This window comes from Rhizobium sp. Leaf311, from assembly GCF_001423445.1.
Classification (GTDB): Bacteria; Pseudomonadota; Alphaproteobacteria; order Rhizobiales; family Rhizobiaceae; genus Agrobacterium.
On record NZ_LMNZ01000024.1, the window covers coordinates 252,001 to 264,638 of the forward strand.

At 56.6% G+C, this 12,638-nt stretch carries 11 protein-coding genes and 2 pseudogenes; 7 read left to right on the forward strand and 6 right to left on the reverse strand.

What is annotated here, in order from left to right; translation table 11 throughout:
- Window positions 1-30: 30 nt before the first annotated feature.
- Window positions 31-834 carry a helix-turn-helix transcriptional regulator gene (locus ASF69_RS22565; protein ID WP_062590817.1) on the forward strand — a complete coding sequence of 268 codons (804 nt, stop codon included), beginning with the start codon at window positions 31-33 and terminating at the stop codon, window positions 832-834.
- A gap of 853 nt (window positions 835-1,687) precedes the next feature.
- On the opposite strand, the gene ASF69_RS22570 is transcribed toward ASF69_RS22565, so the two are convergent.
- Window positions 1,688-3,883: a methyl-accepting chemotaxis protein gene (locus ASF69_RS22570; protein WP_062590818.1), complete on the reverse strand. Its 2,196-nt coding sequence runs from the start codon at window positions 3,881-3,883 to the stop codon at window positions 1,688-1,690.
- A gap of 186 nt (window positions 3,884-4,069) precedes the next feature.
- Between ASF69_RS22570 and ASF69_RS22975 the strand changes: the two genes are divergently transcribed.
- Window positions 4,070-4,507 carry a hypothetical protein gene (locus tag ASF69_RS22975; protein ID WP_244475567.1) on the forward strand — a complete coding sequence of 146 codons (438 nt, stop codon included), beginning with the start codon at window positions 4,070-4,072 and terminating at the stop codon, window positions 4,505-4,507.
- 152 nt (window positions 4,508-4,659) lie between these two features.
- On the opposite strand, the gene ASF69_RS22580 is transcribed toward ASF69_RS22975, so the two are convergent.
- Window positions 4,660-5,031: a response regulator gene (locus ASF69_RS22580; protein ID WP_062451779.1), complete on the reverse strand. Its 372-nt coding sequence runs from the start codon at window positions 5,029-5,031 to the stop codon at window positions 4,660-4,662.
- A 162-nt stretch (window positions 5,032-5,193) separates the two neighbouring features.
- Window positions 5,194-5,520 (reverse strand): annotated as a pseudogene (locus ASF69_RS23825) (sensor histidine kinase); the annotation flags it as partial.
- Between the two features lie 472 nt (window positions 5,521-5,992).
- Between ASF69_RS23825 and ASF69_RS22585 the strand changes: the two are divergent.
- A complete protein-coding gene (locus ASF69_RS22585) occupies window positions 5,993-7,405 on the forward strand; it encodes a PAS domain S-box protein (protein ID WP_244475568.1) in 1,413 nt (470 codons plus the stop codon).
- A 528-nt stretch (window positions 7,406-7,933) separates the two neighbouring features.
- Here the strand turns inward: ASF69_RS22585 and ASF69_RS22595 are convergent.
- Window positions 7,934-8,845, reverse strand: coding sequence for a LysR family transcriptional regulator (locus ASF69_RS22595; protein ID WP_062590823.1), 912 nt, complete (start codon window positions 8,843-8,845; stop codon window positions 7,934-7,936).
- Between the two features lie 136 nt (window positions 8,846-8,981).
- On the opposite strand from ASF69_RS22595, the gene ASF69_RS22600 reads away from it, so the two are divergent.
- The 4 genes from ASF69_RS22600 (at window position 8,982) to ASF69_RS22615 (ending at window position 11,836) form a co-directional block, all read left to right on the forward strand.
- Entirely contained in the window at window positions 8,982-9,461 is a 480-nt protein-coding gene (locus tag ASF69_RS22600) for a carboxymuconolactone decarboxylase family protein (protein WP_062590825.1), read from the forward strand.
- A gap of 67 nt (window positions 9,462-9,528) precedes the next feature.
- Window positions 9,529-10,281: an SDR family oxidoreductase gene (locus ASF69_RS22605; RefSeq protein ID WP_062590827.1), complete on the forward strand. Its 753-nt coding sequence runs from the start codon at window positions 9,529-9,531 to the stop codon at window positions 10,279-10,281.
- Window positions 10,282-10,313: 32 nt separating this feature from the next.
- The gene (locus ASF69_RS22610) at window positions 10,314-10,739 is read left to right on the forward strand and encodes a cupin domain-containing protein (RefSeq protein WP_062590888.1); all 426 of its coding nucleotides are present in this window, start codon (window positions 10,314-10,316) and stop codon (window positions 10,737-10,739) included.
- 71 nt (window positions 10,740-10,810) lie between these two features.
- Complete coding sequence (locus tag ASF69_RS22615) at window positions 10,811-11,836, forward strand: mechanosensitive ion channel family protein (RefSeq protein WP_062590829.1); 1,026 nt, start codon at window positions 10,811-10,813, stop codon at window positions 11,834-11,836.
- Here ASF69_RS22615 and ASF69_RS22620 read toward each other — a convergent pair.
- A complete protein-coding gene (locus ASF69_RS22620) occupies window positions 11,819-12,307 on the reverse strand; it encodes an Rrf2 family transcriptional regulator (protein WP_062590831.1) in 489 nt (162 codons plus the stop codon). The genes ASF69_RS22615 and ASF69_RS22620 overlap by 18 nt on opposite strands.
- Before the next feature lie 132 nt (window positions 12,308-12,439).
- Window positions 12,440-12,638: pseudogene (locus ASF69_RS23295) on the reverse strand (oxidoreductase); the annotation flags it as partial.

Consider the following 12,638-nt stretch of genomic DNA (forward strand, 5'->3'; position numbering starts at 1 on the left):
CTGTGAGTACGAATTTGGAGATAATGCCAAATGATCTCAAAATCGGGCCAAATCGCAAAACCGCTGCGTCCCTGCTATGACGACATCAATCTCGACCGGCCGGATAGCCCAGCTGTTTCGGTCCGCCTCAACTTCAGTGAGTACGAAGCCGAGGTGCCGCGACACCAGCATGAGCAAGGGCAGCTCATTTTGGCCCTCCACGGGGCCGTCACATGCAGGACGGAAAATGGCATCTGGATTGTCCCACCAGACTGCGGGGTCTGGATACCGGGCGGTGTGCCCCACAGCAACCAAGCCACATCCAATGCACGTCTTGCCTACCTGTTTGTTCAGCCAGGCGCGGCCAAGCTGCCGCAGGAGTGCTGTACTCTGTCGGTGTCGCCAATGCTCCGTGAAATGATCCTTCGACTAGCAGATGTACCGGTCAATTCCGCTCCAGACGATCATACCCGCCGCATGGTGCGGGTCTTGCTAGACGAACTCGCGCAAATGCCGATACAAGGGCTGGATTTGCCCGCCTCCAGCCATCCCAAAATCGCCGCGATCACGGATGCACTGATGGCGGAGCCGAGCGACCGGCGCACGCTCGTGGATTGGGCGGCACACGTTGCTATGAGCGAGCGATCCTTAAAGCGGCTGATGGTCCAGGAAACGGGACTGACCTTCGGCCGATGGCGGCGGCAACTGCATCTGGTCGTCGCGTTGCGCGAACTGGCCAGCGGCGCGACGGTCCAGAGGGTGTCGAGCGACTTGGGATATGAATCGCCTACCGCTTTTATCGTCATGTTCAAGAAGGCATTGGGTACAACGCCAACGCGTTACTTTTCGAGTTGATTTCCGAGTAGTCGAAATTTAGCAACACTGGTCGGCCTTTGCGGCACGTACCGTGACTGCAATTGGCTGACTACGGAGGATGAACTTGCGTCGTCCCGCTTAGGTAAAAGCTGGAAAGCGCCCCGCCCCGCCCCTCAGCGAAGAGACGGTAACGCTGGGATCCGGGATCGACAGGCGCGTTGTATCGATCATTTGAATTTTCGCGTGGAGCTTTTGAGGGCGCGCGCGTGACTTCTAAGTGCATGCCTCCGAAACACCAATACCCACGCCTTGAACGGAGTTTAACTTATGTCACCCTATTCGCGCACTTAATGTTCTAACACTGGTCGCCTTTTTGAGGCGTTACCTTGGTGTAATCGTACCGTTTTCTATAGCAGTCATTTCTTATCTTCACCGTATAACGATGCCCTGCGCGAGATAGAGCACTCCTTATTAAAGGCTGTTCGCACCATGGCCGACAAAGCTGGACAATCGTTCGTGGAGTACTGTTGCCGGAGGAGTCGCCGGGCGCCGACGTTCTCCTCCGGCAGGTCTCAACGTGTAAGAAATGCGACGTGAAAAACGTCTTGCCTGATTGGTTTCGCCTTTGCCGATCCTCGGTTTGAGCCACCAAACAAGGCTGCGGCCAAGAAGGACATGGCATTAGCGTTTTGTGGCGACTCGAAAAGTCTTCGGCCGGGGCCGTCAAACCATTCGTCAAAGCTCAGCAGGTGGACGAACTCTTTACCAAGACTGCGGATCTGCCTTGCCCGACAGCCGCCCGTCATTCAATAACTCGGTCAATCGCCGTGTAGATGAGTACTTTTAGAGAAATGTTGTTCGTTCTCTAACCTTGGATGTCTAAGTCTTTACATCAGCTAGCCGCTTTATATTGAAATTCGTAATCATGGGTCCGCGTTTGATTTCCCGTTACTTTGAAGCGACCGATGATTGCAGCCAGATTTTCGGTTTCCTGTGAAAGGCTCTGAGCGGCGGCCGTTGTTTCCTCCACCATGGCCGCGTTCTGCTGTGTGACTTTATCCATCTGATCAGCTGCGGACGACACCTCCCGCAAGCTAACCGCCTGTTCACTCGCATTTGCAGCAATCTGATGGACGGTCTGGCTCATTCCCAAAACCTGTTCGACAATCTTGCCCAGAGATGAGCCGGTTTCCTCGACCAGTTGAACCCCAGCCTCGACCTGGTTTGATGACAAGGAAATCAGTTCCTTGATTTCCTTTGCAGCCTTGGCAGAGCGCTGTGCAAGTTCACGCACCTCCTGCGCCACGACCGCAAAGCCCTTGCCCGCCTCACCTGCCCGTGCAGCCTCGACGCCTGCATTCAGTGCGAGGAGGTTGGTCTGGAAAGCAATCTCATCAATGACGCTGATGATATTGCCAATTTTGCTGGAGGACCCCTGAATTTCCGTCATCGCCGCAATCGCCCGGGCGACGACTTCGCCACCCTTCTCGGCATCGCCACGAGCGACATTCACAGTTTTTTGCGCAGTCGATGCGCCATCTGCGGTATCATTTACGCCACGAGTTACTTCACCCAGAGCCGCGACGGTCTCCTCAAGCGAGGCAGCCTGTTGCTCGGTACGCCGCGCCAAGTCATTTGACGCAGTGGATATCTCGGAGAGACCGGAGCGTATCGTATAGACTGCGTGAACGACGTTGCTGATCGTTTCTTCAAGCGAACAAACAGATACATTGAAGTTCTGCCGGATCGCATCAAATTCGGGTGCAACTCGCTCATTCATGCGCACCGTCAAATCTCCTGCAGCAAGGGAATTGAAACTGCTCTGGACCATTTCAACAAAGCGACGAAGGTCTTCAGCCTTGTCGCTGTCGATCGCGTTCTGGCGCTTCCGGTCGCTTTCGATCTGGCGCTGGAGTTGCTCCTGCTCCGCCTGCATTTCTTCGCCCCGGGCCAAGGCTAATCGAAACGTCTCCAGCGCGGCCGTCAGGCTGCCGAGCTCATCCTTCTTGGCAGTCTGACTGACCGGATCCCCGTAATTGCCATCTGCCATCTTGCCAACAGCGTCCAGAACCGCCGTTAAGGGCTTTTTGATCAGGATCTGGCTCGCTAGTAGAATGACCCCAAGCGTGACACCCAGAATAAGTAACCCGCCAATCAGGGTGCTGTAGACCTGATGCCAGACCGGCGCGGAAAAAACCGTTGATGGGACGTCGAGCACAGTCGCCCACGTGGTGTTCATGCCGGATGCGGTGAATGGATAGATGAGGCGCACCGAACCGTTCGGAAGGCCGGTCACGACCCGCATCTTGCCATCTGACAACGACTGTTTGACGTCTGCGGCACCAACGTCAGAATAATCCTTCATAAGATTATCTGAGTTCGGATGGGTTAGCCACTTGCCGTTGCTGGCAAGCAGCATGACGCTACCGCCTTCAAACGGCTTCATCCGTGCCAGACTCGCCGTTAGATCGTCGAGCTTGATATCGACGCCCGCCATGCCGACGACCTTGCCGCCGATCTTGACTGGCACTGACACCGACGTGACGAGCTTTGACATATTGGTAAGATAAGGCGAGGTGATGATGGCGTTTCCGCTCTTTAGCACACCACTATAGTATTCATCTCCCGGTTTGATGGTCCAGGTGGAAAACTCCATCTGGCCGCTGTTTCCTTTCGTCCAGTAGGGCGTGAAGATACCTTCCTTGTTCAATCCATCAGTACCGACTGTAGGCTTTGGGCTGCTGCCATCGATCAGCTCGCACATCCAAGCCCCGAACACGTTTGGATATTGTGGCGCAACCGACTTAATCATGGCTATTATATCCGAGCGGCTGCGAGAGCCATCGCCAATAATGCCTGTGATCGTCGCAGCAAGAGTTGCGCCCGCTGATGTTGCTTCGGAAATATCCGTTGCTACATGCTGGCTTACCAAACCGGCCTTTTCGTTCGCCAAGGCCATCACGTCGCGTTCTGTCGCAGATTTGACGGCGACAATATTGAACGCCGTATAAGCGATAAGGATACCCGTAATGGCGGTTCCCGTCGCCAAAATGAGTTTGCCCGAAACCGTACTAAAAAGTTTTTTCATTGACCCACCCCTGAAAACTGGCGGCATCTTCGGCTAAACTTATAAACAATCCGCAAACGATGAGAGTTGAGAGCAGTCCCGGTCGTTGGAAATGGGCCGCGAAATTTCCAATCAGATCATCAATTCGATCAAAGCGAACGCACTTTACTGGCAATCTCTGCAACTACCTCTGAAGGCCTGCGCACGTTGTGTCACGCGCTCAAATGGACCCAGATCAACAGTGGCGAATATCTCGATATGCCCGGAAAGCGCATCCTTCTCAAATACCACGGAACGGATCTCCTCAATGTCCATGGACAAGTGACAGATGTCATGCGCATCGGATGGCTTGCCGCAGAAATGAGCAACACCTTCCTCGAAGTCGGCGTCCATATGGCGACTGCTCTCCCTGAGGTCGAGTGGCTGGAATATTCCTTCCAGAATTTCGATCATCTGGTGGAAATACCCATCGAAATTCGCGATGATTACGCTTACGCCCCCGACAGGCCCGGCCATGGGCTAGTACTTTCAGAGGGAGCAAGACAGGAACGGCCACGGCCCAAGCGCCTGGATAGATCACAGCTTGGTGCTGCGCCGGACAATAATCGTCTGCCGATTAAACAATGGCCTGCTGTAACAGAATAGGTTTCCAGAAACGGAAACGTACGCCTTGAAAGGTTTCGAACAGACGGCCAGTCAATTTCATTCATCTATTCATAAAAACGAGGATCCGGCGGGCAGTTTCAGGCATTCATCTGTAAAAGCCTCGAGAAGGCCAAACTCTCCTGAAGTGAGGCTTAGGCTGTGGCTAGCATTTCCCTCATGGTCGCAATGACGCGGCCGTGATCGTACGGTTTGCTGAAAAATTTTCCCTCAGCCGGTAAAAGCTTGTCGCTCAATTGACGGTGGCCAGAAGCCACGATGATCTTGACCGGGGGCCACCTGTCGCGAACAGCAGCAGCCAGCTTCAGGCCGTCCATGCTGCCCGGCATGTCGATATCGGTGAACATCAATCGAATCTCGGAATGGGCGTTGAGAATGTCGATGGCGTCGTCGGCATTTGAGGCCTCGAGCACGATGAACCCTTCGTTCTCGAGCGACATGACGATATCCAGCCGGACGAGGGTCTCGTCCTCGACAACAATGACCGTGGTCCCCTTTTGCGTCATCCTTCACACTCTCCGCAATTGACGCTCGCGCATGTGTCTTTTTTTAATAAGCGAACCTGATGAACGCGCAGAAAGACAGATCGATCCAAAGAGAACTGTTTTATCTCTCAAGGTGTTACGTAAGGGCGATTTCAATCCATGATTGACGGATCTCGCAAACTGTTGTCGTGCTATAACGGAAGTCAGCGACCCGCTCACCGACAAACGAAAGCCACCTGGCGCGAAGATAATTTCCGGAACCGTGCCGAATAGTGATCCCAGGGCGGAGCGCACATATCGCGTACCATAACCCTGCCGCGTCGGTTCTTGGACAGACGGTCCCCCGACTTCCGTCCAGCTCAGAGAGAACTCGGAATTGCAGTTTGTAGCAAAAGACCACAGAAGTGCAACGTGCCCATCCGGGTGCGAAAGCGCGCCATACTATATGGCGTTCGTGATCAGCTCGTGCAGGTAAAGCGCGATCGTTGTGCCGGCGTCCCGGCTAGGCTGCCGTCGACAGTATCTACACCGGGCTGATGTTGCGGGGAACCGACGAGTGGGCCGAGGTTTTCGTCAAAGAGAAGGCGAGCAATTTCGTCACAAGCCTCATGACATCGTTCACATACGATCGGGTCTAAAGCGCTGTAGCGCCCGCGAATAACCTCCGCGGCCTGTTTTCTGTCTGACGAGAATATTGCGCGTGCCTGCGCCATTGTTTTCGGACGAGGAGTGTTGAGGGATGTGGTTCGCGAGCCGAGTGTTCTCCATCCAACCCATGGCCTGAGCGTAATCCAATCCCCGATCCGTCACCCGGACGGTCTGTTGAGCTAACACCATGTAGCAAATGGGATTTACGCTCGAAACTGCCAAAAAAATTTGTCGTGAAATGCGTTGACTTGCTGATCGGAAGCTTTCAAATAAATAGCGGGCGAGAGGGCTTTCAATGCACAATCACGGTCCGGCCACCCCCAATCACGGCTCGATGACTGACATTATTCGCAACCACGACTGGGCAAGCACCAGTCTCGGACCCATGTCGTCGTGGCCGCCCCAATTGAAGTGTGCGGTTGACATTGCCATTCCGTCGGGTGCCCAGATCGTTATGTTTTGCGGTCATGATTTCACTGCCATCTATAATGATGCCTACGCCCCGACCATCGGCGCCAAACACCCGAACGCGCTAGGGAGACCGGCGAAAGAAAACTGGGCCGAGCTTTGGGACGACTTGGAACCGCTTTTGCTGAAAGTTCGGGAAGGTGGCGAGACGATCGTTGCCAAGGATAGGCCCTTCTACATCGAACGACACGGCGTGCCGGAAACAGTTTACTTCGACATTTCCTATTCGCCCGTTTCCGACGAACACGGTCAGGTGCTCGCCGTGCTCTGCATCGTCAATGAAACCACGGAACGGGTTAGCTACGAGGCAAAACTCAAGCGCCTGGCGTCAATCATTGCCTCGTCGGAAGATGCGATCCTCGGTATTGACCTCGCCATGACGGTTACCGATTGGAACAGTGGCGCCGAAAAGCTCTATGGATTTTGCGCCGAGGAAATCGTGGGCAAGTCGGTGACGCTCCTCGTTCCAGATGACCGGATCGACGAGGAAGGCCACATCATCGCCCGCATTACAACAGGAGAGCGGGTGGAAACCCATGAGACTGTTAGGCGTCATCGCAGCGGACGGCTCCTGGACGTGTCTTTGACTGTCTCACCCATCCATGACGCAGACGGCAGGATCGTCGGAGCTTCAAAGATTGCCCGCGATATCACAGCCCGAAAAGAAACTGAGCGCGTGCAGGATCTACTGATCGGAGAGCTGAACCATCGCGTCAAGAACGTCCTTGCGACGGTCGCCGCGATCGCTCGTCAAACGTTTGCCGGCGTGCCGGACATCGAACCCGCGAGGGCAGCATTTGACGCCCGCTTGCAAAGCCTGGCCAGAGCGCACGACCTGCTGACGAGAGGAAGTTGGGAAGCCGCCAGCCTTCGCGCGGCGGTTACCGGGGCGCTGGCTCCCTATCCGCCCGAACAGTTCGAGATCAGCGGCCCGGATGTCGACGTATCGCCCAAGGCCGTGGTCGCCCTTACGCTGATATTGCACGAGCTTGCCACGAATGCCGCAAAATACGGTGCCTTGGGCGTGGATTCCGGAAAAGTGACAGTGTCATGGGACGTCTCGGCAACCGAGGAGCAACTTGCTCTGTCGTGGAAAGAAACCGGGGGGCCACAGGTCCAGCCTCCGAGCCGCAAAGGCTTTGGGTCCCGGTTGATCGAAGCCCTGTCAACTGGTCATCTTCGGGGTCACGCCGATCTCAACTACGATGTTTTAGGAGTACACTGCATGATCGCCGCACCGCTCGACACGGAATGGAGCGACCAAGACCATATTCATTAGCAGATTTGACGCTATGGCACTTGCCCCGTCAGGATCGTCGCAATCGCTTGATGCGCTCGACAAGCTGTTGGGGTGATAGGGATGATCCAGCGGACCGTCTTCGCAAAGGTCGCCCGCGATCTTGGCCGTTCTCTCGGCCGAGCGTGTCACCACCACCTTGAGATCTGGTCGAATTTCTCTGGCTTTGGCGGAAAGCTGAAACCCGGACTCATCCCGCAAGTCTATGTCTGTGACCAAAATCTCGATATCTTGATGGGACAGAGCAGTGATTGCCTCTGCGGCATGATGTCGGAAACTTTGTTCATTGCTTTTGAAGGAACCTGAAGCGGCGACCCTCCGTTCGAGGCGATTTCAAGGAGAATTCCACGCTCTCATCTTCGGCGCATCTTTTGTGCCAGAGCCATCGCGCGGGTAGAGACTCGGCTTCGGCGATTTTCGTACTCCGTCTTGGAAAAACGTATCGCCACGGCCCGCCGTCAAGCTGATCCCACATCGCGGTTAGTCAGCCTTGACCGGTCTGCCGTGAGGTCAAGCAGACGCCTCGGCCTTACCCATCAATACATCCTCACCAACGGCATCGACCAGGAAATCCAGAACAGCACGGACACGCATCGGAAGATTGCGGCGTGAGGCGTAGACAATGGTGATCGGCAACCGCACGGGCGGAAAGGCCGGCATCACCTTGACCAAGCGTCCCGCAGCGATGTCATCGCCGCCGAGAATGTGAGACAGCACCGCCAGTCCACCGCCGGCGAGAACGGCGCGATGCACCGCTCCGGTATTGTTGAAGATCATCCTCGGGGCGACCTTGACCCTTTCGATGTTAGTGCCATTCAAAAAACTCCAGGACCGCTCCTCGCCGCCACGATTGTAGCAGATGCAATCATGGTCGGGGATCTCAAGCAGATGGCTGGGCATACCCCGCCTCTGGATGTAGCTGGACGCGGCAACAAGGAAGCCTGTCGTCCAGCCGATCCGGCGACAGATCAGACTGCTATCGGACACCTCGCCGAGGCGCACTTCGAGATCGATCCCCTCGCCGACCAGGTCCGAAGACTGTTCGCAAAAGACGATATCGACGGACAGACCGGGACGGCTCGCCAAGAAGGCGGGAAGCCGATCGCTGATGTAGAGACCGAGCGCCGCCGGCAGGCTAATCCTGACTTTTCCGAAAGCCATGCCATCAGCCGACGCGGCTTCGCCCAGCGCATCCACCGCGTCGATAACTGTCTGCGCCATCGAAATCATCTGCTCGCCCTCGACGGTGAGGGAAAGGGCGTTGGTCGAGCGATGGAACAGCCGTGTGCTATAGTGTTCCTCAAGCGACGAGACCTGCCGCGACACCGCCGGCTGGGTCAGGCCGCGATCCAGCGCCGCCGCAGAGAATGACCCTGTCTCGGCCACGCGCAAGAATGTCCTCAGCGCTGAAACGACGTCCATCTTGCTCCCCCTCTGCCCATACCATTTGGAATAAGCGTTATGCCGAAAGCTTAGGCCGGTTTTGGTTGCCTGTCCAGTTATTAAGGATATTAGATGTCCATAAGGATATGTTGAGTCCTTAATAACGGAGAAAGCCATGACACAGCGCCTCAACTACGCAGCCCAGTCCCCCGAATTTTTCAAGAAGATATCTGAGCTCAGCATGTCGCTGAAAGACAGTGTCATCGAGCAGCCGATCCGCGATCTCGTCAATATCCGTGCCTCGCAGATCAATGGATGCGCCTTCTGCCTCGACATGCATGTGAAGGAAGCCAAGATCCACGGCGAGAGCGAACTTCGCCTCTATCATGTTTCGATCTGGCGAGAATCCAACCTGTTCGTTCCCCGTGAACGCGCAGCCCTTGCCTGGACGGAAGCCGTTACCGAACTGCCCGAAGGCGGCATTCCGGACGAGCTTTACGAGCGTGTCCGCGGCCAGCTCTCGGAGAAGGAAGTCTCCGACCTCACCTTCTCGATCATGACCATCAATGCCTGGAACCGTGTCAGCATCGCCTTCAAGTCCGTGCCCGGCTCGGCAGACAAACTCTACGGTCTCGACAAGGCCGGCCTCAACTGAGGTCCGAAAGACACCCGCATTTCACCGACAACCACACGATGTCAGCACGGCTGACGGAGGAACGAGCATGAAAATCGTCATCATCGGCGGAACCGGCCTGATCGGTTCGAAGACCACCGAACGCCTTCGGTCAAAAGGCATTGAAGTGATCGCCGCCTCTCCCAATACCGGCGTCAACACGATCACCGGCGAGGGGCTGGCCGAAGCGCTGGCGGGAACGGATGTGGTTCTCGATCTCGCCAATTCCCCATCCTTTGAGGACAAGGTCGTTATGGAGTTCTTCGAGACCTCCGGCCGCAATCTGCTCGCCGCGGAAAAGGCGGCTGGCGTGAAGCACCACATCGCGCTCTCCGTCGTCGGAACGGACAAGCTCCAGGAAAGCGGATATTTCCGCGCCAAGCTGGCGCAGGAAAAGCTGATCCGCGAGGCCGGTATTCCCTACACGATCGTCCACTCAACTCAGTTCATGGAGTTCCTCGGCGGCATCGCGCAGTCCGCCCTGGTTGAGGACAAGGTTCATTTGTCGTCGGCCTTCGTGCAGCCCATCGCTTCCGACGATGTCGCGGATGCGATGGCCGACGTGGCGCTTGGCCCCCCGGTCAACGGTTTGATCGAGATCGCTGGACCAGAGCGTTTCCGGCTCAATGAACTGGTCGCCCGCTATCTGGAAGCAACGGGTGACACCCGACAGGTCGTTGCCGATCCCGAGGCCGAATACTTCGGCGCCCGACTGGAAGACCGCACGCTGGTTTCCGACAACAATCCGCGGCTCGGCAAGATCGGTTTCGAACAGTGGTTCGCCACCGCTCCTCGCAAGTAATTTACCTCTCCGCGGATATGAAAGACAACATCATGATCAGACACACAATTGCAGGAATGGTAATCGCAATCTTTGCCTCGGGAACCGCGACTGCACATGACGCACCGGGTGGCGGTTCAGCATCGAAGGTCACCCTCGTCTATGAACACGAGCTGCCGAATGTGCCGGGCAAAAGCATCAAGGGCGTCCTGGTAGAATACGGCCCAGGTGGGTACTCCGACGCGCATACGCATCCTGACAGCGCCTTCATCTACGCCACCGTGCTGGAAGGATCGATCCTCAGCCAGGTCAATGACGATCCGGTCAAGGAATACAAGGCTGGAGAACACTTCTCCGAACTGCCGGGCGACCGCCACGGTGTCAGCAAGAATGGCAGCGACACGAAACCCGCCAAGCTTCTCGCCGTCTTCGTGGTCGACACCGATCAAAAGGAACTGACCTACCCTATGAAGAAGTAGAGTTTCAGCCATGGACCGGATGCAGTCTGCGCATCCGGTCCCTTTGAGTTCTAAGTCTGGAGTGACCTGCCATGGCCCTTGACCTGTCCGCGTTGGCGTTCGCAATCGTCGATATTGTGGGGGTGCTCGGCATCCTTGTCTGGCATGTTCAGGGCAAGCATCGACCGACGGCGCGCCTTATCGTCCAGATCCTGTTCTTTGCGACAATGACCGCGACGTTTTTGTCGCAGGGGATCCTTCCGTTTCGCGTGACAACAGCTGAGATTGAAGGGCTAACCGCCTATCTCGGCAAATCCGCGCGCGTTCTCTGGTGGGTCCACCTCGCCTGGGCAACGATCGGCTTTGTACGCCTCTACATTGCGCTCGACCGCCGGCCGCAGGAGGCACGATTGATACAGGATCTGATTGTCGCCGGTGTTTATCTGGGCGTGGCGCTTTCCATTATCGGCTTCGTGTTCGGCGCACCGATCGGAACGCTCGTCGCCACCTCCGGCGTGGTTGCCATCATCCTCGGGCTTGCTCTCCAGAACACCTTGGGCGACCTGTTCTCCGGCGTGGCCCTCACATTGGGTCGCCCGTTTACGATCGGCGACTGGATCCAGCTAGGCGACGGCACAGAGGGACGCGTCATCCAGAACAACTGGCGCTCGACACAGATCCTGACGCCGGCACATAATGTTGTTGTTCTCCCCAACAGCGCACTCGCCAAACTCAGTCTCACCAACCTGACGCGACCGGATGAATCGCACCTCGTCGTATTGGCCATCCGCATTGCAGCCGACCGACAGCCATCCGCCATTGAAGCAATTTTGGTGTCTGCACTGGAGGATTGCCGGTTCATTGTTCAGGAGCCCAAGCCCGTCGTGGCGTTCAAGGGCATTGATGCGATCGCAATCGATGTCGAATTGCTGTTCCGCGTGACCAGCCCTGCCAACCGAGTGCCGGCGCGCAACGAGATCATCGACGTCGTCAGCCAACAATGCGCGACCCAGGGTCTTGGCTTTGCAATGCCGGCACAAGCCTATCTCGTCGTGCCCAGCCTTGGCGACAAGATGGAGAAATCTGGATCGGTCGGCGGCCTACCCTGCGCGCTTTAGCACCCAGTCGAAGGTTCCGGCCCAGATGCCCGGGTCGATCTCCTGCTCCAGCGTTTTCCCAAGGTCGGCAAACGTAGCCTTCCGGAGCGCCGTCCGCCACGCTTCGTCAGCTTCCCACATGATCCGTGCAATCGCACACGAACCGCTGTCACAGAAGCCCTTGGGTCGGCACGGGTTGTTGGCGCGGATGTTCTGACAGACGAAGGTCCGACCGCTCCCTTCCACTGCTTCGACGACATCAAGAAATGTCAGCTCTGCCGGTGCCCTTGCCAGGCGATAGCCGCCCGAAGGGCCAAGCGTCGTATGAACAAGGCCTGCCTGTGACAGGCTCTGAAGTGCCTTTGAAAGATATTCCTTCGGAAGCCCATGCAGCTCTGCCAGCGCCTTGGTCGACAGATATCGCCCGTCAGGCAGGCCTGCGAGAATCGCGCAACAGTGGAGTGCCCATTCGACTTGGCTTTTGAGTATCATGCGACGGGGACCTCGGATTGCAATTAAGGATACATGGTATCCCTATCTTGAATGCCTGTAAATGCGGCCCGGTGCTGTATGGACGGCTATCCCGAGAGGAATCGCCGTCCATTGCCTGCGTGCTTTATAGGCTCAGTCCAAACGATCACCCAGTGACAGGCCGGTCAATTGCTCCGAAAGCAGCCAGAGCCGTTCAGCTGCCTGTGGGTCCATGGCCCAAGGCGCCACGCCTTTGCTGCCATCCGTTTCCGCCTGCGGCAGGGCGACCTCGCAATCTTCGCAGTAGACACCGCCGATACCGTCGAGTTCGGGCCGCGTTGCTGCCCAGACG

Excerpts from the sequence above, each read along its gene's own strand:
- ASF69_RS22610 (WP_062590888.1), top strand. The coding sequence starts at position 10,314 with ATGATCAGACACACAATTGCAGGAATGGTAATCGCAATCTTTGCCTCG.
- ASF69_RS22615 (WP_062590829.1), top strand. The coding sequence starts at position 10,811 with ATGGCCCTTGACCTGTCCGCGTTGGCGTTCGCAATCGTCGATATTGTG.
- ASF69_RS22605 (WP_062590827.1), top strand. The coding sequence starts at position 9,529 with ATGAAAATCGTCATCATCGGCGGAACCGGCCTGATCGGTTCGAAGACC.
- ASF69_RS22580 (WP_062451779.1), bottom strand. The coding sequence starts at position 5,031 with ATGACGCAAAAGGGGACCACGGTCATTGTTGTCGAGGACGAGACCCTC.
- ASF69_RS22600 (WP_062590825.1), top strand. The coding sequence starts at position 8,982 with ATGACACAGCGCCTCAACTACGCAGCCCAGTCCCCCGAATTTTTCAAG.
- ASF69_RS22620 (WP_062590831.1), bottom strand. The coding sequence starts at position 12,307 with ATGATACTCAAAAGCCAAGTCGAATGGGCACTCCACTGTTGCGCGATT.
- ASF69_RS22595 (WP_062590823.1), bottom strand. The coding sequence starts at position 8,845 with ATGGACGTCGTTTCAGCGCTGAGGACATTCTTGCGCGTGGCCGAGACA.
- ASF69_RS22570 (WP_062590818.1), bottom strand. The coding sequence starts at position 3,883 with ATGAAAAAACTTTTTAGTACGGTTTCGGGCAAACTCATTTTGGCGACG.
- ASF69_RS22585 (WP_244475568.1), top strand. The coding sequence starts at position 5,993 with ATGACTGACATTATTCGCAACCACGACTGGGCAAGCACCAGTCTCGGA.
- ASF69_RS22565 (WP_062590817.1), top strand. The coding sequence starts at position 31 with ATGATCTCAAAATCGGGCCAAATCGCAAAACCGCTGCGTCCCTGCTAT.